This is a genomic window from Nonlabens sp., assembly GCF_039941875.1.
GTDB lineage: Bacteria > Bacteroidota > Bacteroidia > Flavobacteriales > Flavobacteriaceae > Nonlabens.
In genome coordinates this window covers 35,051-59,326 of sequence record NZ_JBDVDQ010000006.1, presented here as the reverse complement: position 1 = coordinate 59,326, position 24,276 = coordinate 35,051, and the positions used below count along the sequence as shown (strand labels likewise).

Sequence of the window (24,276 nt, the reverse complement as noted above, 5' to 3'; positions counted from 1 at the left end):
GGAGGGAAAAAATCTTGCTGTATCGACATTTCTAATTTATCATGATCTAAAGAATAAAATGTTAAATATTTACTAAAAAAAAAACAAGAGCGCTTATAGAGTTATAGATAAGTTCCTGACTAACAGCTACTAAATACTTGAAAAGAATTTCATTTAATGATTTAATAACACTACTTAACTCTACCAAATACTGCTTTTAAATCTTTTAGGAATCAACTACAATTTCTCAATATTTTCTAAAATTATTCCTTACCACATTAATTACCGAGTACCTTTGCAAAAAATTTGAGTACTATGCAAGCTAAAACACCTTCACAATCATTTACTACCGTTACTGATATGGTATTACCTAGTGAGACTAATCCGCTTAATAATCTTTTTGGTGGTGAATTACTAGCTCGTATGGATCGCGCGGCGAGTATTGCTGCCAGACGTCATTCTAGACGTATAGTAGTAACAGCTTCTGTAAATAATGTAGGTTTTAATAGAATGGTGCCATTGGGAAGTGTTGTAACCATAGAAGCACAAGTAACAAGAGCTTTTAAGACCTCTATGGAGGTTTATATGGACGTTTGGGTAGAGGATCGTGAAAGCGGTGAGCGTACTAAGGCAAATGAGGCCATTTACTCCTTTGTCGCTGTAGATGACACTGGAAGACCTATCGCAGTTGCACCTATAAGTCCAGAAAGCGAACTTGAAAAGCAACGTTATGATGCAGCTTTAAGACGTAAGCAATTAAGTCTTGTTCTTGCTGGAAAAATGAAAGCAAAAGACGCGACAGAATTAAAAGCACTATTTGCTGAATAAAGTATACAAACTACCAGCATTAAAAAACCGCTATATACCTAATCATAGGTAAATAGCGGTTTTTTATGTTTAACCAAGACTTGCTCGTTACAAAAAAAGTGAAAAATCAAAAAGTCAACCTCATTAACCCTAAATCCTGAATCTCTTTCTAGGCAAGGAGTTTTAAACTCATGTGTCGTTGTGAAAAAACACAATTACAACTTATCATATCGCCTTTGATGCGCAATCTGCTAGAATCGCTATCAATCTATAACTTTTGTAATTTCCAATAAGAGTGAAAAATCAAAAATCTGATATCGTTGATCTCCAATCATTAATCAAAATAGCTCCTTACTGTAAACTTATTTGTTGAATTCAAAATAGGTTTCGACTATCGCTCAACCAAGCATCGTTTTGTGAAAAATCAAAAATCTAATATCTTTAATCTCCAATCGTTAATCATTTCCTCGCAATCCACTGTGCAGGATCTACAGTATCATTATCCTGCATGAGGACAAATTTAAGTTCTGTTTCTCCAGAATTAGAGGTAAAAATTTCTCCTATGATATCTTTTGTATTTACCATATCTCCTTTTTCGACACTTACAGACTTGAGATTATCATATATAGAAGTGTAGTTACCATGTCTTATGTGTACCGCGAGTATACCATATTTACTTTTTGTAATACGTATCACTTCGCCTTCAAAAATAGCGCGCACTTTTGCACCGCCTGGACTTTGTAATCTAAGACCATTTGAATCTATAGTAAGCGATCTTACTATTGGGTGTGGTTGCGTACCATAACGTCTAGAAACAAAACCTTCTTCTACCGGCCATGGTAATTTTCCTTTGTTACTTTTAAAATTATTAGCTAGAATTTTTGCTTCTGGTGTTAAGAAGAATTTATTTGCTACCGCACCTGTTTTACCTTTATTAGACGCTTTAATATCGGCTGCAATAAGCGCTTTAAGTTCTCGATCTATTTTGTTGCGCTCTTTTGCTTTTACCTTTATATCTGCGGCATACTTTTTTTCGTTTTCTTTAACCACCGCCAGCAGGTTCTCTTGTTCTACTTTATCAACTTTAAGTGCTGCCCTTTGTTTTTTATTGAGTGCTAGAACTTTATTCTTTTCTTTTTTCTCTTCTTCTAGCGCTACATTTTTTGCAGCAATAGCTTCCGATTTTATCGTTATTTCTTCTGCTTGTTTCTTACGATAGTCTGCATAGGATTTTAAATATTGTACTCTTTTATAAGCCTGTAAAAAATCTTCAGAACTCAGTAAAAACATCAGTCTACTTTGATCATTTTGTGATTTATACGACTTTACAATCATCTCTGCATACTCTGCTTTTAGAGCTTTTACCTCTGTATTTAATTTTTTAATCTCAGCAGCATTTGCTTTAATATTTCTAGTCAGGTTATTTGCTTGCTTATTAGTAATATTAATAATCTCTTGAGTACGCAATATCTTTTTATCAATGGTTTCTACCAGCAGCACCATTGTTTTCTCTTCTTTACGGACGTTTTTGAGTAACCTATCAAATTGATTGATCTCTCTTTGAATCTCTGCTTTACGTTGTTCTAGAGCTGCTTTTTCTGATTGCGCTTCCGCGAAAGCGAAACACAACAAAAACAATATCGATAAGTAAAAGTGCTTTTTCATCTACAATTTAAACTCACTGTAACCAGATGGCATGCTAAAAGGAAACGTCATCGATTGATTAAATTCTACATTTTTAAACTCCATCTCTACCTTAGAAACTCGGTCGCGCTGGTTAGCATCTATCTTTACTTCAGTTGGGATTATTCTCCCATCTACCACTTGATACTCGGTATAATTAACTTTCAAGAAGCTATTTTCTGATGGTTTAGCAATAGATTGCTCAGAAACCTTAAAGTCAGACGGACGTAGGCTGAAAAGCTTCGTCACGATGCCTTCTTGTTTGAACTGATACTCGTTATTTACAATTTTAAAATCTTTATTATCCAGAGGCTCTACTGCCTGACCTAATAACAAATCTTCTAACTGCTCAAAGGTAATTTCTTCTCCTAAAAAATCACTTATAAGGCTGAAATCGCCATCAAAAGATCTTCTATTGAGCTTTTCATAAAACTGTACACGGTCTGGAGTGATGTAAACCTTTGCACCTGTAAAACCCAATACGGTCACACTCATCCATATTTTTTTACCTTTTTCCATGCGCAAATTAACCGTAAAAGATCTCGTGTTTTTTGAGTTATCATAACTCATAGAAAGACGGGCTTTCATAGTTTCAAAATCGATACGGGCAGCGTTGTGGGACTTCACTACTTTAGATCTTTTTGCAGCAGCGGTAGCATCATTTGCAGCACGTTGTGTACCACCACAACTGGCTAGCAATATAAAAAGGACTATAGAAGTGTATTTTAAGTATTTCATTATTAATTTTTAGACAGCGTCTTTACTTTAGAACGCATTTTTGCGGCATTAGTTGTATCACCTTTTTGATCATAACTTATAGCTAGTTGTTGATAGATATCACTTTCTAACTTAGGCTCGTCAAGTAAAAAACTCAATCCAGATTCTAGCTGATCTATCGCCTTATCTGGTTCATTTAATTTATTATGTGCAACACCATTTAACAAATAGAGCAATGCCTGTGCAGGAAAAACGTCCAGCGCCTCCTCAGTAATCTCTACTGTTTTATTATAATCTTTTATATCGATACTTAAGAGCGCTACCTTTTTAATAAGATCGTAATTCTTGTTATCGATATCCAGTCCTTTTTGATAAAAAGCTATAGAATTACCTACATCTTTTCTTTTAAGGTAATAATCACCCAGTGCATTAAATGCTTTTACATCTTCCACTTGGTCTGCAAAATCGTTTATAGCGTTATCAATATCATTATCTTCTATGTCTGTAGCGTCAGACTGTATAAAATCGTTGAGTACGTTGATTTTAGTCTCTGTATCGAACTGTGTAGATTCAAAAACCTTTTGCATGCTCCTGATTCCTTTGCGTGTTTTACCTGCTTCTAGATAGATTTTATAAAGGGCCAGTTGCGCTTTATCACTTTTAGGTAAGTTTTTATCCAGCGCCTCAGCTATTTCTTGAACCTTATCTGTATTATTCTTTTTACTGTAGAGATAAATCAGGTTGATATAAGATTTTTCGTCTTTAGGATTTGCCGCGATGGCAGCTTCTAGATCTTCAATATTGCCATCTCTAGCCTCATTTGCTCCTAATCTTGCTTGCGCCTGTCTTTTAACTAAGATACGACGGTCGTCCTCTCCTAGTCGTTTATCTAGCTTTTCTATAATCGCTAGCGCTTCTTCATTTTTATTTGCTCTCAAGTATTGAAAGGGCAGCAGTTCCTCATAATTCTCATTCATTTCTGCCAGTTTCTCAAGTACGGTTAATGATTTTTCATATTCCGTTTGTTTGTTATAAACGTCATATAAAGTTTCTAATAACCATTCTGATTCTCCAGATAGTTCTATGGCACGAGTTATTTTCTGTTCCGCTTTCGCGAAAGCGTTACTCATCAAATAATTCTTACCCATTTCAAACTGAACGACTCCAGTATCTGGCTGTATTTTTTCACAAGCCTCTAGAAATAAAATAGCCTTATCGTGATTACCGATAGCCTTTGCAGAGAGTGCGTTGAAAAAATTATCCTTAAAACCGTCAGAGACATCACCTAGATCATCCACATTCACATCTTCTGACGGTACTTGTTCCTGAGCAACGACAAGGTTACTCAAGAAAAATAGAGCGATAAACGAGAGAATGTGGAGTGACTTGATCATAACTTGTTGTTTTCAATAATTATTCCATAGTAGAATAATCACCGATGCTTATTTTAGTAAAATTAGCATCGTATTTTACGTGACTACCTATCATAGCCTCATCTAATGTAGCATTTTTTATACTAGAGTTTTTCTGTATCAATGAGTTAGTAATGGTACAGTTATCTATGACTGTTCCTGCGCCTATAGAAACGTGCGGTCCTACAGTACTATTTTTGAGAACTACACTGCTATCGATAACACATGGTTGTATAATAGTGGAGTTTTCTAGAGTAGGTAGCGAGTTGATTTCTTCACTTCCATCTTTTTCCATAAAGGTCATGATGCGCTGGTTGGTCTCTATAGCAACATTCTTATTACCGCAGTCCATCCACTCGTCTACTGTACCTGTTTTAAAAACATTTCCAGCAGCCATCATTCTTTTTATACCGTCGTTAATCTGATACTCGCCACCATTAATGATCTCATTATCGATCACAAATTGCAGTTCTTTTTTAAGGTTTTCTATTTCTTTAAAGTAATAGATACCTATAACTGCCTGGTCGCTTACAAATTGTTCTGGCTTTTCTACTAGCTCTACGATTTCTTCTTGGTCGTTTAATTTTACCACACCATAAGCTTCTGGGCGGTCTACTTGCTTGGTCCATATAACAGCGTCTGCTGCAGGATCAAGTTCAAAACTGGCTCTTATTAACGTGTCTGCATAAGCAACTACCGCTGGACCAGAAAGAGAAGGCTCTGCACACATAATAGCATGCCCAGTTCCTAGAGGTTCTAACTGACGGTAAATGCTAGCTTTGGCACCTAGACCTTCAGCAAGTTTTTCTAAACTTTTAACCACTTCTTCTCCAAAGAAAGATGGATCACCTAGAATAAAGGCGATCTCTTCTACTGGCTCTGAAAGTATGCGTGCTATATCCTTAACTAGTCTATGTACGATAGGCTGGTTTGCGATAGGGATTAATGGTTTAGGAACGGTAAGTGAATGTGGTCTAAGTCGTGAGCCACGACCTGCCATAGGTACGATTATTTTCATAGGCGTTATTCCTATTCAGGTAGGAATTTATATTTTATGGAGATGGGAATAGAAATAGTCTATAACATCTCTTAGTTAGTCTAGTTTAATATTTAAATTATTATCAGTACAAATCTTATTAAAAAGATCTTCTTTATTCTCTTTTACAAACATACGATATAAGAAGCCTATCATCTTTTCAGCATCTGCAGAATAAGGTGAGTTGGACTCCAAATACAATTGCCTAGCGTCGATAGCTTTTTTTAAAGAATCTTCTATCAATTGTTGATTCATATAAGTGAGTGCAAGCCCATAATGACCTTCAGGATCTTTAGGGTTAACTTCAATTAGTTTTTCATACCAAAATGCAGCACTTTTAAAATCATTTTTATAATTATAAGCTACCGCCATATTCATTATCGACGTAGGATTTAAAGAATCTACCTCATAAGATTTTTCATATGCCTTAATAGCTTTGTCAAATTTATTAATCTGCCTGTAAGATCTACCCAAATTATCCCATGCAAAAACAAACTTAGGGTCTAATTTAACTGCTTTTTCATACAGCTTAATGGCCTTACTATATTTTTCAGCCTCCATATAATCTATCCCATCTAAATAGAATTCCATGGCTTTCTCATTTGTGGAATATGAGTTCAACTTTTCTTCGTCGTTAGAAAAAACCAGTCTCTCTACTGCGGGACAATTTTCAACTAAATTATCTGAAACCAATTTCAAAAAAGATCTCATTTTTTCTACTGTACCTAGTTTTAATTCTTGAATAGAATTGCTACTAACTATAGCCTCAGTAGTACATTGCTTTATAGCATTATTTTTATCTGCTTGAGAAATATTAGTAGAAACCTCACCTATACAGTCACAAGCAATATCGGTAACGCCTGGCAGCATATTTTCTACAGAAACAGCTGCTGAATTATATTTATTGTAAAGATCACAATCATTAGAAAGTAATTCTAACGTTGCCTCCATATCTGATTGATCTATGGTATCTAGAGAAGCGTTGGGATTAAGTGTTAGCGTAGTGTCTCTATCTTTTGTAATTTGAGATAAGGCACCAGCAAAAACAGCTCCTTTCTGACATTCCTTATATGTTTTTTCAAAATTATCTTTTAGAGTACCTTCCTTTTCTGCATTCTCTAGGCATTCACAAATAACCTTAGACATAACAGTATTTTTATTCTCGATTTGAGAAAAACTAAAAGTTGAGAAAAAGAAACAACTTACTAAAATCAAATTTTTCATAGATCTAACATTATTAAATGAGTTAAAATTATTGCTCTACGCAGGAATTAGAGGCTTACTTCACTCCAGTACTCCCAAAACCGCCTTCTCCACGTTCTGTAGAACTTAATTCTTCTACTTGTTGCCAGTCGGCACGCTCATGCTTTGCGATGACTAGTTGTGCGATGCGCTCTCCGTTTTCTACGGTGAAGGGCTCGTTAGATAAATTTACCAGTATGACGCCTATCTCGCCACGATAATCTGCATCTATCGTTCCTGGCGCATTAAGGACAGTGATTCCCTTTTTTGCAGCTAGACCACTTCTAGGTCTTACTTGTGCTTCAGTTCCTATAGGCAGTTCAATAAACAATCCTGTTTTTATGATCGCTCTTTCTAGTGGTTGCAAGGTTACTGCTTCTTCTAGATTTGCTCTTAAATCCATTCCTGCACTTGCTTCAGTTTCATAATGAGGTAATGCGTGCGATGATTTATTTATAATCTTGATGGTCATTTTCTACTGAGGATTTTATTGATAATTTCTTTTTCGCGCAAGCAAACTACACCTAATATAATAAGAGTCATTAATGCTCCTGCCAAGTACGTTTGCCAAGTTTCTATACCCAATTCACTTCTTACATAGTAAAAGAAAACTAATGATAATGAGATAGAAAGGCATAAATATAGCAGAATATTTTTGAGATCGTAAGGAACAGCGAGGTGTTTTCTACCTATTAAGTAAGAGACCACCATCATTAATCCATAAGCTGCGCAAGTAGCATAAGCACTTGCCATATAACCTATTTGCGGAATCAAGAGTACGTTAACGATAATAGTTAGAACTGCTGCTGTGATTGATATGTAAGCGCCATATCTAGTTTTATCTTGAATTTTATACCAAACCGATAGCGTCTGATACACCCCTGAGAAGAAGTAAGCGATTAAAATTAATGGCACTACTTCCATGGCAGTTTCAAAACCTTTATCCACTATAAATGGACGTATAAAATCTACCAGAACTACATAGGCAACTAGAGCTACCGACCCTAGGGCTACAAATGCTTTAGTTATCAAAGCATACTGTTGTGTTGCATTTTTATCGTCAGACTGACTAAAAAAGAAAGGCTCTACTCCTAGCCTAAATGCTTGTGCATATAAGGTCATTCCTACTGCAAGTCGATAACCAGCGGTGTAAACACCTACTATACCTTCGGCTTCTTCTTCATTTACAGGTAGTAGTTTTTGTAATAAAATTTTATCTACCGTTTCATTAATAGCAAAAGCAAAACCTGCAAGTAATATAGGCCAACCGTAAGAAAGCATCGATTTCCACAGTTTTTTGTCAAATTCCAATTTTGAGAAATAAGGTTTAGTTACAATTAAAAATGTCCCAACACTAGCAGAGAGAAAAGCTATAAAGAATAGTTCTATTTTATCTGTAGGTAAAACGTTTTGAATTGCTGGGAAATCCTTTAAAACAGTAAAGAAAAGTAAAGTCATCCCTACTGAAATCACCACGTTAAACAGCTTAATCAGAGCATAATTTGTAGACTTTCCTTGAGCACGCATATAAGCAAACGGAATCACCATTAAAGTGTCAAAAACAATTACAGCTATCACCCATTTCCAGTATTGAGCCGAGAGCTCTGTAACAGCTGCAATGTGATCAATGAATAAATAAGCCGCACCTCCAAAAATTAATGTCGTTATTAATAAAGAAATAAGAGCCGTACTCAAGGTTTTTGCCTTAGTAGACGCGTCATTATAGAATCTAAAAAATGCTGTTTCCATACCATAAGTAAGGATCACATTTGCAAAAATTATATAGGAGAATATTATTGAGACCTCACCAAATTCTACTTTACCAGGCAAATATTCTGTAAGCAACTTAGTCAACAACACAGTAAGCAATCTCGGTAAAACCGTCGCCAGACCGTAAATAAAGGTATTCTTAAAAAGGTTTTTTATGGAACTCAAAAACGTAGATTATTTGAATTTCAAAGGTAGGATTATTTTCTATTCCCAAAAGGCATAATTAATTCTGCATTTTAGAGATATTTGATACTGTAAAAGCATTTAAGACTTGACCTACTTACTTTTTATTTGTGCCGACATTGTCCAGATTTGATCGTGTCATTTTTCTTAAACAACCGTAGTCGTTTTAACATTAGGCATAACAGATAAACTTTAAAATATCGATAACAACCAAACATGCCAAGACACAAACTTGGCATGTTGGTCTTTAATAGGTTTTATCAAGTTTATGGAAAAAAATTAATTAACCAGCACAAACTACATCATGATTATGCACATGTCGTTTATTACAGTTAGTACCGCTGTAGTCTGTATAACCACCTGGCCATGTGATGCTCCCTTTGGTCATTTGAGCAAGTTTAATATAATCGTCAGTTACATAATCACATATAATAATGTGTACTGGTCTTTTAATCTGACTAGCAAGAGAAATATCTCTTATACCGCTAGAGTCTGCTATGAGAACAAAATCTTTCTGGGCGTTACACAATTCCTGACTCGTAAGAATAGCCTCGATATCATTTTCTGGTCCATCGCCGCCATTTCCATTATCTACCGCAGTAGCTACAGTTTTTAAAAATGCATCTATGTCAGAATGATCTGGATGGTAAATACCACCTGTAGCACCTATAGTTTTTGCACCAGAGTTTGCGTTGCGGTTTCTATCATCTCCATCATTAAACAATACCATATTATGTATTAATTGCTTGTCCTTATTTACATGGTGCCATCTCACCACCTGCCCTACATAACTATACATACTACCAGTCCAGTCTACAATGACTGACATATCTTGCCATTCTGGATGTGCATTGAATGCATCAAAAACAACGGTATTGTTAGAAGTACTTGTCCCACCTATATGATGTTCTGTCTTAGCTTTGGCACTTTTTACGTAATGTGTTTTTCCTGATTTATCTTTTACCTCAATCATTTCCTCAGACACATCTGCATTGATGTAGCCTCTTAATTCCTTTGCAATTTGTTCTCCTTGCGCTTTCGCGAAAGCGGAACTTAAAACAAGAACCGCAACTATAACTAGATTTTTCATAATTTAAATATTTTGATAAACCTATAAAAAGAAAGGACTCACACATAGTTACAATGAGTGAGTCCTTAATATGAATGAGGGAAAGGTCTTATACTTCTATTTTTAATTCCTGTTGCCTTGTTGAGGTGGCGCACTAGGATAAGCGATGGTTTCTTTTTGAACCATCTTATCTAGTTTTACATAAATTGTTTTTCCATCTTTTAAGAAAGCAACAATTGCCTGATCATTATTTAACTGAAAAGGTAAATTTTCTAAAGATGGAGACTCGTTACCATATTCTTTTTTAGGATCTAGTGACATTTCTCTATCACGCTGTGGGTAATCAAAACGTGTGACCAACATTTTTTTATTGTTAGAGGTAAAACTCGCAATTTTCTTCTCCATACCACGGAAGTAAACCGCTAGAAACTGATTACCTTCTAAAATGGACGCAGGGAAATAAAGCGAGACACCGTTGTTAGCTCCTGGTGCTCCACCTGACCAAGATTGATAATAAGGTTCTAGCCCTGTTTGAAAATCTGATGGAGTCAAAGTTTGATTTATTTTTTGAGAACTGCAAGAGCTTAAAACAAGCGCTATGCATATAAAAAGGTATTTCATAATATTAAGAATTTAATAAACTCAGGTATTTCAATAAAATGATTTCTTATAAGCTGTTCAAGATTTTTGCAGCAGCTATTATATCTTCATCTTTCTTTGCAAAACAAAATCGCAACATTTTAGGATCCGCACCATTCATAAAAACAGAGATAGGAATACTTGCAATTTTATGTTCTATGGTAAGTCTTCTTGCAAAATCAAAATCACCTTCATCACTTATCGAACTATAATCTAACAATTGAAAAAAAGAACCTTGTGTAGGTTTAAAGGTGAACTTACTTTCTTTAATCAAGTTAAGAAATAGATCTCGCTTACTTTGATAAAACTTTCCCAAATCTAAATAGCGTTCTGGTTTTTGGAGATAATGAGCAATTGCATCTTGAACAGGATGACTCACACAAAAAACCATGTATTGATGTACTTTATAAAACTCCTCCATAAGATGTCGTGGCGCGAGGCAATATCCCATTTTCCATCCCGTAACATGAAAAGTCTTACCAAAACTACCAGTTATAAAACTACGTTCTCTCAAACCTTGGTATCTGACAGCACTACGGTGCTCTATACCGTCATAAATAATATGTTCATAAACTTCATCACTGAGAAGAACTAGGTTGTTTGCTACTACTATTTCTTCTAAAATCAACATATCTTGATGACTTAACACATTACCACTAGGATTATGTGGCGTGTTGATCATGATCATTTTTGTACGTGAGGTTATTTTATCTTTTACTTGTTGCCAGTCTATGGTAAAGTCAGGTAAAGTCATTGGGATACTTATCGTTTTACCACCAGCTAGTTGAATAGCTGGCTCATAACAATCATAAGCAGGAGTGAAGATTATCACTTCATCACCAGGGTGCACCACTGTCTGTATTGCACAATAAATAGCTTGCGTAGCACCTGCAGTCAGGCAAATTTCATTTTCTGGATTGTAAAACGCTTTATGCTGTTGTTGGGTCATATTAGAAATAGCAGCTCGCAAGGAAAGTAATCCTGCCATAGGCGCATACTGGTTCCTATCTTCTTGTATAGCTTTAATATGTAGGTCTTTTAATATAGGATCTACAGAAAAGTTAGGAAATCCTTGAGCAAGATTAATAGCATTATGTTCTTGCGACAGTCTACTCATTATGGTAAAGATGGAGTCTGTAACGTTGGGGAGTTTTGAATTCATGAAGGGAAATTACAACATAGGATTATAAAACCGTAATAAATAAGTAGTATAAAATTAATCCCATATTCCACATGACAGATTGTTTTTACAATACCATCAAATCAAAAATAAAAAAGGTTTCTATTGAACCTGTTATCTTCATAAATTCATGTTAATAAATTAACTTCTGTTAATTAAAATTCTTTTTAAGATTGTTTTTATTAGTTAAAAGGTCAGTTTATAAAAATTGAAAAACACTTAACTACATGTATATCCACGCATTATAACAATATCAAAATTTACAAATGTCAATAAAATCGATGAAATACATTTTTAATTAAAATTTAGGCCAAAAAGACACAATAAAAACATCTAAACTCTAAGATATTGATTTATAGTGTTTTAATATTTTAAATCAAGTTTAAAAAGATCGTTGTAATGCAATTATATCGGTTTTATGTAAAATATTATAAACTTAAATAGCATTATTTAACTGATAAACCTGATATTTGAACATATAAACGAATAAACCGAAGATTATGAAAAATATTTACTTCTTACGTAGCTTACTTTTAATGTGCTTTTTATCAGTTGTTGTTTCTTGTGAACAGGACGAATTATCAAATGAGGATCTATATGTAAATCCAGCAGGAGGCACTATTTCTACCTACATCAAATCTCAAAACAATCTTACTACGCTAGCAACAGCATTAGAACAAGTAAATCTTTTGGGTTCATTAGATGCAGAAGGCACTGCTTATGCCTTTCTACCAGACAACAATGCATTTGATACTTTCCTACAAGAAAACGACTACCAATCAATTGAAGAAATTCCAAATAGTTATCTAAAGCAAATATTACTTAACCATGTAATAGATAATACTATTGATATTAAATCACAGAATATTGCACCAGAATTAATCATAACTACTAAAGCAACTCAGTTATTTAACAGCGATATTAATATTGCTGCAGTAGTACAACACCAAGGCAACAGTACAACCTTAAATGGGGTAGATATAATGAATGATACTATGTCATTTACTAATGGTAGCGCAACAATAGTTAATAAAATAATAGAACCTTCTACTTTACAATCCTTAATCACATCTTGTGAATCTTTCAATATAATGAACGACATTATATCTCAGAGTTCATCTAGTGAAGAAATTATCGCTTTGTGTAATCAAAAAGTTTTGAGAAGTTCTGACACACCTTTTACTGTGTTTTTACCAAGACTAGATGTACTTACAGCTGCTCTTGTATTAGATGCTGACTCTAATAACGCACCAGTTGGTGATAGATTAGGAGACTTTATCAACTCTCACATATCTGTAACAGGAAGTCACTACATAGGACAGTTACGAGATAATCAAGAAGTAGCAACTAGATTAGCTACTGCAACGACTAACGTAAATACTGATGGTAGCGTTTCTTTGACAATTAATAACGGCTTTATACCTCACACTGTAAATCTTGTGGGAGATCAAGAAGCTATTATTCATGTAGCAAACGGTACTGTTCAAAAAATAGCCGGCTCTCTATACACTAGATAATTTTAGATTACACTTATCTAAATTCGGTTTATTAAAAAGCTCCTGTGCATTTATGCACAGGAGCTTTTTATTTTTACAATGCCCAAGAACATTAATTAGTCACCATCTACCACCATCCAATAGCAAATCAAACAATTCTTTCCTGAGACACATCATCGAATTAATAGCATCGTTACCCATATCTAAGCTAATCTCTAAACTAATAAGATCAACTTATACATCTAAAGAAAAAAGCTAGCTAGTGCACTTTAAAAACCTAATAGAAGTATGATAAGATTAATAAGCTAAACGCCACGCACAGTAATTAAATTAATACCTAACAGACTTTTATATATGAGATGTTAATAACGACACTTATTAAAGTGTATTCTATTTATAAATATATGAAGCAATAAAAAAAGGCTCAAGAACATAAAGTCTTGAGCCTTTTTATAATTATGTAGCTGTAATTACAACCCAATATCTATCCTAAAGCTTCTGCTTTAAGATACTCACGATTCATTCTAGCAATGTTTTCTAATTTAATTCCTTTAGGACACTCGATCATACATGCTCCAGTGTTCGTACAGTTACCAAAACCTTCCATATCCATCTGACGTACCATGTTCATAACACGATCTGTAGCCTCTACCTCACCTTGTGGTAATAAAGCATACTGAGATACTTTTGCACTAGTAAACAACATAGCACTTGCATTTTTACATGCTGCAACACACGCTCCACAACCTATACAAGTTGCTGAGTGGAATGCCTCATCTGCCTTTGCTTTTTCTACTGGAATAGAGTTAGCATCTTGTGTATTACCAGAGGTATTCACAGATACATATGCACCAGCTTGTTGTATTCTATCAAAAGAAGAACGGTCAACAATTAAATCCTTAATAACTGGAAAACCAGCTGCTCTCCAAGGCTCGATGGTAATTGTGTCACCATCATTAAATTTTCTCATGTGTAGCTGACATGTAGTTGTCAACCTTTGTGGACCATGAGGCTGTCCATTAATCATCATAGAACAAGCTCCACAAATTCCCTCACGACAGTCGTGATCAAATTCTACAGGCTCTTCTCCTTTATTAATTAATCCTTCATTAACGATATCCATCATTTCAAGAAAAGACATATCTCCATCTACACCATCGATAGGGTAAGTGATCATGTTTCCTTTAGCTTCAGAATCGGCTTGACGCCATATTTTTAAAGTAAGTTTCATACTTCTATGTATTTAGTTTGTTCCGCTTTCGCGAAAGCGAGACAATTAAAATTCTATTATTTATAACTACGAGTTTTCAATTCCACATTTTCAAAGACTAGGTCTTCTTTGTGTAATTTAGCATCGCGAGGATTCTCGTTATATTCCCATGCGCTTACATAAGCAAAGTTTACATCATCACGTAATGCCTCACCTTCTTCAGTCTGGTACTCTTCTCTAAAGTGACCACCACAACTCTCATTTCTATCAAGAGCATCCTTTGCAAACAACTCACCTAATTCAAGGAAGTCTGCAACGCGGCCTGCTTTTTCTAGCTCTTGATTCTTAGTATCTGCGCTTCCTGGAACTTTTACGTTCTTCCAGAAATCAGCTCTCAGTTCAGCTATTTCATTCATTGCAGACTTAAGGTCAGCCTCATTACGAGACATACCACATTTGTTCCACATTATTAAACCTAACTTTTTGTGATAATAATCTACAGAATGTACACCAGCACCATTCATCAATTTCTCGATGCGTGCACGAGTATCCTTTTCTGCTTGATCAAACTCTGCTGTTTCAGTAGAAATAGCTCCAGTTCTAATCTCGTTTGCAAGATAATCACCTATAGTATATGGCAACACGAAGTAACCATCTGCCAGACCTTGCATTAATGCACTTGCTCCTAAACGGTTTGCACCGTGGTCAGAGAAGTTAGCCTCACCAGCTGCAAAACATCCTGGCACTGTAGTCTGTAAGTTATAATCTACCCATAGTCCACCCATTGTATAGTGTACTGCCGGATATATTTTCATAGGCATCTCATACGGATTCTCATCTGTAATGTTACGGTACATATCAAATAAGTTACCATACTTATTTTCAATTACCTTTTTACCTAAAGCAATAATTTCTGCCTCACTAGCATCTTTATGACCACTAGTTAACGCTTCTATTTTACCATATCTTAAGAAAGAAGCAGCAAAGTCTAAATAAACCGCCTGACCTGTTTTATTCACACCGTAACCTGCGTCACAACGCTCTTTTGCAGCACGAGATGCAACATCACGAGGTACAAGGTTACCAAATGCAGGATATCTTCTTTCTAGATAATAATCTCTATCTTCTTCTTTAAGATCTACACCTTTAAGTCTACCTTCTTGTATAGCTTTAGCATCTTCTATGTTCTTAGGAACCCAGATACGACCATCATTACGTAAAGACTCTGACATTAATGTCAGTTTAGACTGGTGTTCACCACTTACAGGAATACAAGTAGGGTGAATTTGTGTGTAACATGGGTTTGCAAAGTGTGCACCACGACGGTGTGTTCTCCACGCTGCCATTACGTTACTTCCCATTGCATTTGTAGAAAGGAAAAATACATTTCCATAACCACCAGAAGCAATTACTACCGCATGCGCTCCATGTCTTTCTATCTCTCCAGTAACTAAGTTACGAGCAATAATACCACGAGCTTTACCATCTACCTTTACAAGATCTAACATCTCATGTCGGTTAAACGGCGTTACTTTACCACGGTTAATCTGTCTGTTTAAGGCAGAATATGCTCCTAATAATAACTGTTGTCCAGTCTGTCCAGCTGCATAAAATGTTCTAGAAACTAGTACACCACCGAAAGAACGGTTATCTAATAGTCCACCATACTCACGTGCAAAAGGAACTCCTTGTGCCACACACTGGTCGATAATATTTCCAGAAACCTCTGCTAGTCTATGTACGTTTGCTTCACGAGACCTATAATCACCACCTTTAATAGTATCATAGAATAAACGGAAATTTGAATCTCCATCACCTTGATAATTCTTTGCAGCGTTAATACCACCTTGCGCAGCAATAGAGTGCGCACGACGTGGTGAATCGTTATAACAAAATGTCTTTACATTATACCCAAGCTCTGCTAGAGTTGCAGCCGCAGCTCCACCTGCTAGTCCAGTTCCTACAACGATAACATCTATGTTACGCTTATTTGCAGGGTTAACTAGGTTAATGTTATTTTTATGATTTACCCACTTTTCAGCAAGTGGTCCTTTAGGTACTTTAGAATCTAATACTGACATAACTTCTTATTAGGAGTGAGAAAAATGGTGAAACAATGCGATAAAGATAAATCCAGCAGGAATTATCACAGACCATGCATAAGTGAACTTTCTTAATCCATCACCTTTATTAATAGCCTTTGCTCCCATAGATTGGAACGAACTATTAAATCCGTGCCATAAGTGCATTGCAAGAAGAACGTTTGCGATCACGTAGATGATTGTTCTCCAGAATGGCACAAATTTATGAACCAACTCTTCATAATATCTAGTAGGATCTTCTGGATTTGCACTGATATACTTGTAACCTATCTCTTCTGCCCAGAAATCGTACATGTGCAATCCTAAGAAGGCAAGTACAACTAGTCCAGTAATGATCATGTTACGAGATACCCATTGAGAGTTTGAGTTACCTGAAAACTTTGCATACTTAATAGGACGAGCACTTCTGTTCTTAAGTTCTAACACGATACCCATGATAAAGTGAACTATAAGTCCAATTATTAAGATAGGCTGTGCAATAAACTGTACCATAGGGTTGTATCCCATAAAATGAGAAATCTCATTAAAGGTATCTGGTGCAAAGACAGATGTGATGTTGATGACAAAGTGTTGTGTAAGGAAGACAACAAGGAATAATCCTGAAAGTGCCATTACCCACTTTCTGGCAAGCGATGATTTTACTAATGCGCTCATGTGTAATTTTTTAGTTTGACGCAAAGATAACTTTCCGATCTATCAATTTCAATCGTAATAGCTAAAAGCCGTTTAACTTTACCTTATTTGGATTGAATCTTAATAGCTCACTAGCCTCAATGCTCCTAATAAGTAGGATGTTTCTTATTTTCCTTTCATAAAAATGGTTAATTAAATGTTGTTGTTTTGTTTCGCTTTCGCGAAAGCGGAATTACCACTAATATCAAATCAAAAAACGTATTACGGTCACAGCAAAAAGTAAATTACATTAAAAATAAATTTTTAAATCTGGGTCAGTAATAATATATAAACAATATATGGTTTATTATAATAATACTGAGTATTCTATTAAATTGCACCCAATAAAACGCGAGTAAAAAGCGTTCCATTTTCACATGCTTTTTAAGGATCAAAAACAATTTTTCTACGCTTTCTTTATTATAGCCATAGGTGCGCTCTTATTCTATTTTATAAAACCTTATTTACCTAGCAAGATTTTTACAGAAAACTCCAACTCTACTAACATAGTCGTAGACAGTTTGATGTTAAAAGCAATGGAAGACGGAGAACAAGAACCTTTGACACTTGACCAAGACTCCATTAACTTAACTAGTCCTAAGATTGCAACTGATACTGTTTCCATACCGGTAATAGTAAAAGACTCTATCATAACACCTAAGAAAAAGATCTCGTATGCCAGCCTTTTTAGAATTACAGATTTTAATTACAACCTAGAACATCCTGTAGACTCTGCCGGTATTGCACTTATTCCTGGCTCGATTTCATACACTAGCTATCAGGGTAATGAAAATCTCACAAGGTTTTTTGAAAAATTATACGAGCTAGAACAATCTAAAAAAGGAAAAGTACGCATTGCATATTATGGAGATTCCATGATAGATGGTGATTTAATCGTACAAGATTTTAGAAGCGCATTACAGACTCGTTTTGGCGGTCGTGGTGTAGGTTTTGTTTCTATGAAATCAGAAAGTGCTCGCTCGCGATATTCTGTTAAACATTATGTTAGCGGTAACTGGACGCAACGCAATTATATGAAAGGAAAAGCAGACAGCCTGCCATATGGTGTAAACGGAGCTATTTTTTTTCCAGCAGACTCTACTGCAAGTGTAAAATATCTAGCTAGTGGTATAAAGAACTCTTACCGACTCAATTCTCCACGTCTTTTTTATGGTCCAGCAACAGATAATTCACTTTTAAAAGTCACCGAAGAAAAAGATACCACGTTTACCTCAATAGCTTTAAAAGGTAAGAACGGATTAAACACCGTAAACCTATCGAGTAAGAACCTTAAAAAAATAGAGTTAGACTTTTCTGGTGCACAAAACACACCTATTTATGGAATAGACTTTTCTGACGCGACAGGTGTTGCCGTGGATGGATTTTCTAATCGTGGTAATTCTGGATTGCCTTTGAGTATTTTAAACATCGGCCAGATGAGAAAATTTGATCAGGTATTGAGTTATGACCTCATCATTTTACAATTCGGTGCTAACGTATTAACTCATAAATCCAAAAGTTACAACTGGTACTCTAGTAGAATGACTAAGGTTGTTAATCATTTACAACAGGCTTTTCCAGATGCAGACATTCTTATATTAGGTACCGCAGATAAAGGAACTAAGTTTGAAAACATCGTGAAAACAGATACTAGTGTGGTGAAATTGTTACGCGCGCAGCAACATTATGCGGCAAAAACCGAATCTGGTTTCATGAGTCTTTTTCACCTTATGGGCGGCGTGAATACCATGCCAATATGGACCGATCAGAAATTAGCTAATAATGATTTCACACATTTCAGTCCTAAGGGTTCTCGTAAAATAGGTCGCATGATTTATGGAACATTGATGGAAGATTATTCTGCTTTCGCGAAAGCGAGAACAAAACAATTACAGTTACAAATAGAACAACATAAAGCAGATAGTCTGGCAACGAGCACCTTAAATGACACCCTGCAAAACACACCTTTACATGATTAAACAGTTGCTTTTCTTATGGTTAGGAATTCTAGCCCTACCAGTAATTGCGCAAGATATGGAAGATTTACAAATCAATCCATTATTAATAGACCGCAGTTTTCAAGAAATCAAGAATCCGCTGGTGTTGAATGATTTCTTTAAAAAGGTAAAGGAATTAGAAAACGGAAAACGTAGTCAAGTCACCGTTGTGCAAATAGGAGATTCTCATGTCCAAGGACCTTATTTTCCACAGTTTATAAGACAAGGGTTACAAGAAAAACTAGGTAATGCCGGTCGTGGTTTTGTTTTTCCATATCGCGTAGCAGGAACTAATGGCGCCATAGACGTTAAGTTTAAAGCAAATGGTGACTGGACTGCTGTACGCAATGTAAAAAGTAAAGGAAATGATAATGTAGGCCTGAGTGGAATAAATCTAGAAACTACGGACAGTAATTTTATTATGGAAGTAGATCTAGATAATTCTCTAGAAACAGTTACAGAGGTTACTATAGCGTCACCACATGCTGAGCGATTTAAACTAAGTGTAAGTGATCAAAGCAATCTTGTTAAACGAGTAAGTAGCACAAAAACGTACAAGGTAAAATCTGGCGATTACTTGGGTAAAATTGCCGCAAAGTTCCATACATCAGTAAAAAAAATACAGCGAGCAAATGGGATGAAAAATGTGAATTTGCGCGCAGGGCAATCACTTAAAATACCTGGTGCTACGTCTACAAATAAGGTAAGTGCTAATGCTAATTTTAAGGACCTAATGTCCATAGATGGTATTACTTATCAAATACCTGCAGGAACACAGCAACTTTATTTGCGAGCTGCAAGCAAAGAATCTAAATACGTTCTAGATGGGCTTTTACTGAGTACAGGAAAGAGTGGTGTTAATTTTCACGGAATAGGCGTTAACGGCACAAAATTTAGTGATTATAACAAGTTTCCTAGGTTTTTTGATCAACTAGCATCGTTGAACCCAGATTTGATCATTATTTCTCTAGGGACTAATGAGAGTTTTTATGACACTTATACCGAAGAAAAACTCAAATCTGACATGGATATTTTTAATCGTGAGATGATTAAAAGAGGTATGACTGGTAGTGTGTTATTAACTAGCCCGCCACCGTCCATGAAGAAACGCAAATACATCAATTCTACCGCAACGGTGTATGCTTATGAAATGGGAGTTTTTGCAAACTTAAACTCCTGGGCGTTTTATGATTTACACTCTGTTTCTAGAACGAGTGCAGCAATGCCTGACTGGCATGCTGCAAAATTAACTTCTGGCGATAGAATTCATTTTATAAAACCAGGCTATCAACTACAAGCACAACTGCTAGTAGAATCTATTTTTAACTCTTATGATAGTTATAAAAAATGAGTGAATTAGAAAGCATATGGAACTGGCTCAGTTATGATCCACAAAAACCTTTACTGTTTAACAGTGAAGCGTTTTTATACCTATTTCTAGGATTCTACTTGCTTTATATCTTAATGACTAATGTACGTAGAACACGTATTTTATATGTTATTGCCTTCTCGCTTTTCTTCTATTATAAATGTAGTGGGATTTACTTCTTACTACTCATATTTTCTTCTTTTGTAGATTATTATATATCTGATCTTATCTACAAGAGCAATAATGCAAGTAAACGGAAGTGGTTACTTATCACCTCATGTGTTATCAACCTAGGCTTACTAGCTTACTTTAAATACACCGGCTTTCTTGCCGAAAATTTCAATGCATTGTTTTCTGGAGACTTGAGTTTTGGGAATATTTTTCTACCTATAGGGATATCATTCTACACCTTCCAGACCATGTCTTATACTATAGATATATATAGAAGAGAATTAGAACCAGCGAGAAATGTATGGGATTTTATGTTTTTTGTTTCTTTCTTCCCACAACTAGTTGCTGGACCTATAGTAAGAGCCAAAGATTTTATACCGCAGATATATGAGAAACTAGCTCTTTCCACAAAAGAGCTGAGCTATGCTCTATTTCTTATTATAGGAGGACTGCTCAAAAAAGCAGTAATCTCTGACTATATAAGTGTAAATTTTGTAGATCGTGTATTCAATTTTCCAGATAATTATAGCGCATTTGAAAACCTGCTAGCCGTTTATGGTTATACGTTACAAATTTATTGTGACTTCTCTGGTTATTCTGACATTGCAATAGGACTGGCTCTATTAATGGGATTTGAATTACCTGCTAACTTTAGAACACCGTATCAAAGTACTAGCGTGACCGAGTTCTGGCGCAGGTGGCACATATCGCTTTCTGGCTGGCTACGTGACTATCTATACATATCTATGGGTGGTAATCGCAAAGGAAAACTACGTACTTACTTTAATCTTTTCATGACCATGCTTTTAGGTGGTTTATGGCACGGTGCATCGTGGAAATTTGTTCTTTGGGGTGCGATGCATGGAACTGTCCTTGCCGTAGAAAAAGCGTTTAACATTCCAAAATTCACTAGCAAATACTTTACCCTAAAAATTATAGCAGGAATAGTTACGTTTCATTTTGTAGCGTTTTGCTGGATATTCTTCAGGGCATCAGATTTTGATAATGCTTTAAACGTAATTGGTAATATAGGGATGATGGAATGGAATCCACAAAACTGGTGGACTGTTTTAACAGGGTATCAAAATGTGGCTATTGTTTTATTAATCGGTTTCTTATGGCACTTTGTACCTCAACAATGGCAAGATAAACAACTAGCCCTTTTTCATAGAATACCGGTTGTAGGTAAAATGGTATTATTTGCCGCCGTAATTTGGGTGATAAACGCTACTGCTAGCAGTGAAGTACAACCTTTTATTTACTTTCAGTTTTAGAATATTACTATTGTTCTTGAGCGACGTTAAACTCTAAGTCCCAAAAAACAACATATTCAGAAAGTGGCCCCAAGCCCATAATCGCTCTTCTAGAATCGACTTTACTAGGCTCTTTTAAATCATAAAGTTCATAACTACCGTCTTCATTCATAGTGATTTGAGAACCGTATAATTGTTCCTTTCCAGAGTCCATAAGCATTCTATCTTGCATTAAAGCAATATCCTGGCGTTCTAAATCTCCTTTTTTTGCAGCTTCTAATAATTGTGGGAAATATTTAGTCCTTTTATCTGCACTAGCGTGTTGTATCACTAACCATATAGCACTCATTCCTTTATCACCTGCAGTATTTACATTAGGCATACCACATTTTGCAAGAATTTGCTCTACAGACTTTAAGTTGTTTAAATCCAACTCTGCATCCATTAGGTTATCAGTTCTATTTTCCTGATCTCTATCGTAAATACGTTCTAGAATTCTATTTAAATTACTACAGTCTACCTTATTTATATCTTTAAAGACAGGTTCTTTTTTAAGCGCTATACGTGCAAATTCAGGATCTTGAAACTCTACTTTTCTAAGTACGTTTTGATCGTTTATAAACCAGTTAGCATAAGGTAAATCTTCAGACAGAGCATCTTTCTCTGTATTGGTGAGCAGCTTTCCCTCTTTATCATAATAAGCAACATCGTCTGGCATAGTAAAATCATTTACTAATATCAGGTCTGTCATCTCCTCATAATTAATACGAGTAAGTTTTTCTTCTTCTTTCTCTTTACAAGAAATAAGTAACAAGAAAAAAAATAATAAAAGGAAGCGTTTATGCATGACGTCGTGCTTTGTAATCTTGATAACTAATGTAATGGAATCTACAAACATTGCAAGTTATAAGGAAGAAATAACTCATAAATATAGATCCAACTAGCGATAATCCTACTAATGAAAAATATTCTAGCAGATCCCGCACAAATTTAGATATAACTTTCTTCCTTCGCTTAGATTCTTTTCTGCCAAATTTTGCGGGAAGACGATTAGAGTTTTAATTCCACCTTTTCTCATTTACCTAAGAGCTTAACAAGCTCATTAATTAAGACAGGTTAACCATAAATAATGTGCTAGCAATACCGTCACTTAAAAACTTACCTTTTCTAGTTACTAAAAGCGTATCACCATCTATATATAGTAGGTGATCTTTAAGATATTCGGCAGCTTGCTTTAAAAGGTATTCTTTAAAATTAGGTCCAAAATCAGTTTCTATCTTATGTAGTGAAACACCATAAATAGTGCGTAAACCAGTCATTATATACTCATTATATCTATCTACTACAGTAAGCTCTTCTATTTCCATAGGTAACTCTCCAGCCTGAATAGCTTTTAGATATTTGACGTTATTATTAATATTCCAGCCGCGTTTTTTACCATCAAAACTATGTGCACTAGGACCTATACCTAGATAGCTTTTACCTGTCCAGTACGCTGTATTATTTTGCGAGAAGAAACCTGGTTTACTAAAATTAGAAAATTCATAATTCTCAAAGCCATGCAATTGCATGACATCTAGCAAGATTTGAAAATGCTCTTGTGCCACCTCATCATCTACATTTTTAATTATTCCTTTATCAATAAATGATTTAAGTGCTGTATTATCCTCTACGGTTAGTGCGTAACTAGAAATATGAGGCACTTTTAAATCTATAGCTTTATGCAAGTTTTCTCTCCATCGATCATTACTCATTCCCGGAATTCCATAAATGAGATCTATAGAAATATTAGGAAAATAAGGCACGGCAAATTCTATACATTCATGCGCTTCCATAGCATTGTGTGCTCGATTCATGAGTTTAAGATCTTCTTCAAAAAAACTTTGAACACCTATAGAAAGTCTATTGATACGTGTGTTGGAGAAAGCGACTATCTTTTCCTTAGTTAAATCGTCTGGATTTGCCTCAAGAGTAATCTCTGGATTTGAACTAACCGTATAAAAATCGTAGACAGTTTGTATAATTCTCTTCACCTCTGCCACTTCTAGTACACTAGGTGTCCCACCACCAAAATATATAGTTTGCACGGTGGTGTTTTTAAATTCGCTTTCGCGAAAGCGTAACTCATCACATATAGCATCGATAATATCCTTTTTGTACTTTAAATTAGTGCTAAAATGGAAGTCGCAATAGTGACAAGCCTGCTTACAAAATGGAATATGTATATAAATACCGCTCATAATGGCAAAAGTACTAGTTAAAACACTAGCAAAATCAAGCCATTCGACA

20 protein-coding genes are annotated in these 24,276 nt (G+C 35.3%); 5 read left to right on the top strand and 15 right to left on the bottom strand.

The annotated features are described in order from the left end of the window. Positions 1–294: 294 nt before the first annotated feature. A complete protein-coding gene (locus ABJF08_RS04655; protein WP_104514311.1) occupies positions 295–807 on the top strand; it encodes an acyl-CoA thioesterase in 513 nt (170 codons plus the stop codon). Positions 808–1,245: 438 nt separating this feature from the next. On the opposite strand, the gene ABJF08_RS04650 is transcribed toward ABJF08_RS04655, so the two are convergent. The 10 genes from ABJF08_RS04650 to ABJF08_RS04605 all read right to left on the bottom strand — a co-directional run bounded on the left by ABJF08_RS04650 (position 1,246) and on the right by ABJF08_RS04605 (position 11,699). Continuing rightward, on the bottom strand, positions 1,246–2,451 hold the full coding sequence (locus ABJF08_RS04650) for a peptidoglycan DD-metalloendopeptidase family protein (RefSeq protein ID WP_348114902.1): 1,206 nt from the start codon (positions 2,449–2,451) through the stop codon (positions 1,246–1,248). After that, positions 2,452–3,207 carry a DUF4292 domain-containing protein gene (locus tag ABJF08_RS04645; RefSeq protein ID WP_348114901.1) on the bottom strand — a complete coding sequence of 252 codons (756 nt, stop codon included), beginning with the start codon at positions 3,205–3,207 and terminating at the stop codon, positions 2,452–2,454. Positions 3,208–3,209: 2 nt separating this feature from the next. Next, entirely contained in the window at positions 3,210–4,580 is a 1,371-nt protein-coding gene (locus ABJF08_RS04640) for a hypothetical protein (protein ID WP_348114900.1), read from the bottom strand. A gap of 19 nt (positions 4,581–4,599) precedes the next feature. Beyond that, on the bottom strand, positions 4,600–5,616 hold the full coding sequence (locus ABJF08_RS04635) for a sugar phosphate nucleotidyltransferase (RefSeq protein WP_348114899.1): 1,017 nt from the start codon (positions 5,614–5,616) through the stop codon (positions 4,600–4,602). A gap of 75 nt (positions 5,617–5,691) precedes the next feature. Continuing rightward, positions 5,692–6,780, bottom strand: a complete 1,089-nt coding sequence (locus tag ABJF08_RS04630; protein ID WP_348114898.1) for a tetratricopeptide repeat protein — start codon at positions 6,778–6,780, stop codon at positions 5,692–5,694. 133 nt (positions 6,781–6,913) lie between these two features. Next, positions 6,914–7,348, bottom strand: coding sequence for a dUTP diphosphatase (dut, locus tag ABJF08_RS04625; RefSeq protein ID WP_348114897.1), 435 nt, complete (start codon positions 7,346–7,348; stop codon positions 6,914–6,916). Then, a complete protein-coding gene (locus ABJF08_RS04620; RefSeq protein WP_348114896.1) occupies positions 7,345–8,811 on the bottom strand; it encodes an oligosaccharide flippase family protein in 1,467 nt (488 codons plus the stop codon). Before ABJF08_RS04620 ends, dut begins: the two co-directional genes overlap by 4 nt. 301 nt (positions 8,812–9,112) lie before the next feature. Continuing rightward, on the bottom strand, positions 9,113–9,919 hold the full coding sequence (locus ABJF08_RS04615) for a hypothetical protein (RefSeq protein ID WP_348114895.1): 807 nt from the start codon (positions 9,917–9,919) through the stop codon (positions 9,113–9,115). 102 nt (positions 9,920–10,021) lie between these two features. Continuing rightward, positions 10,022–10,519, bottom strand: coding sequence for a hypothetical protein (locus tag ABJF08_RS04610; protein WP_348114894.1), 498 nt, complete (start codon positions 10,517–10,519; stop codon positions 10,022–10,024). A 46-nt stretch (positions 10,520–10,565) separates the two neighbouring features. After that, positions 10,566–11,699 carry a methionine aminotransferase gene (locus ABJF08_RS04605; protein WP_348114893.1) on the bottom strand — a complete coding sequence of 378 codons (1,134 nt, stop codon included), beginning with the start codon at positions 11,697–11,699 and terminating at the stop codon, positions 10,566–10,568. A 518-nt stretch (positions 11,700–12,217) separates the two neighbouring features. On the opposite strand from ABJF08_RS04605, the gene ABJF08_RS04600 reads away from it, so the two are divergent. Then, positions 12,218–13,234: a fasciclin domain-containing protein gene (locus tag ABJF08_RS04600; protein ID WP_348114891.1), complete on the top strand. Its 1,017-nt coding sequence runs from the start codon at positions 12,218–12,220 to the stop codon at positions 13,232–13,234. A gap of 463 nt (positions 13,235–13,697) precedes the next feature. Here the strand turns inward: ABJF08_RS04600 and ABJF08_RS04595 are convergent, their stop codons facing one another. From ABJF08_RS04595 to ABJF08_RS04585, 3 genes are read right to left on the bottom strand one after another with little or no spacing between them, the layout of a single operon-like run. Continuing rightward, entirely contained in the window at positions 13,698–14,444 is a 747-nt protein-coding gene (locus tag ABJF08_RS04595; RefSeq protein ID WP_348114890.1) for a succinate dehydrogenase/fumarate reductase iron-sulfur subunit, read from the bottom strand. Between the two features lie 56 nt (positions 14,445–14,500). Next, on the bottom strand, positions 14,501–16,504 hold the full coding sequence (locus ABJF08_RS04590) for a fumarate reductase/succinate dehydrogenase flavoprotein subunit (protein ID WP_348114889.1): 2,004 nt from the start codon (positions 16,502–16,504) through the stop codon (positions 14,501–14,503). Positions 16,505–16,513: 9 nt separating this feature from the next. Beyond that, on the bottom strand, positions 16,514–17,179 hold the full coding sequence (locus ABJF08_RS04585) for a succinate dehydrogenase cytochrome b subunit (RefSeq protein WP_348114887.1): 666 nt from the start codon (positions 17,177–17,179) through the stop codon (positions 16,514–16,516). A gap of 395 nt (positions 17,180–17,574) precedes the next feature. Here ABJF08_RS04585 and ABJF08_RS04580 point away from each other — a divergent pair, with 395 nt between their 5' ends. From ABJF08_RS04580 to ABJF08_RS04570, 3 genes are read left to right on the top strand one after another with little or no spacing between them, the layout of a single operon-like run. After that, positions 17,575–19,176, top strand: a complete 1,602-nt coding sequence (locus ABJF08_RS04580) for a hypothetical protein (protein WP_348114886.1) — start codon at positions 17,575–17,577, stop codon at positions 19,174–19,176. Next, complete coding sequence (locus ABJF08_RS04575) at positions 19,169–20,545, top strand: LysM peptidoglycan-binding domain-containing protein (protein WP_348114885.1); 1,377 nt, start codon at positions 19,169–19,171, stop codon at positions 20,543–20,545. The genes ABJF08_RS04580 and ABJF08_RS04575 overlap by 8 nt, the downstream gene beginning before the upstream one ends. Next, positions 20,542–22,008 carry an MBOAT family O-acyltransferase gene (locus ABJF08_RS04570; protein ID WP_348114884.1) on the top strand — a complete coding sequence of 489 codons (1,467 nt, stop codon included), beginning with the start codon at positions 20,542–20,544 and terminating at the stop codon, positions 22,006–22,008. The genes ABJF08_RS04575 and ABJF08_RS04570 overlap by 4 nt, the downstream gene beginning before the upstream one ends. Before the next feature lie 7 nt (positions 22,009–22,015). Here the strand turns inward: ABJF08_RS04570 and ABJF08_RS04565 are convergent, their stop codons facing one another. Together ABJF08_RS04565 and hemW are read right to left on the bottom strand one after the other, a co-directional pair. Then, positions 22,016–22,834: a DUF6624 domain-containing protein gene (locus ABJF08_RS04565; RefSeq protein WP_348114883.1), complete on the bottom strand. Its 819-nt coding sequence runs from the start codon at positions 22,832–22,834 to the stop codon at positions 22,016–22,018. 259 nt (positions 22,835–23,093) lie between these two features. Next, positions 23,094–24,227, bottom strand: a complete 1,134-nt coding sequence (gene hemW / locus ABJF08_RS04560) for a radical SAM family heme chaperone HemW (protein ID WP_348114881.1) — start codon at positions 24,225–24,227, stop codon at positions 23,094–23,096. Positions 24,228–24,276: the final 49 nt, after the last annotated feature.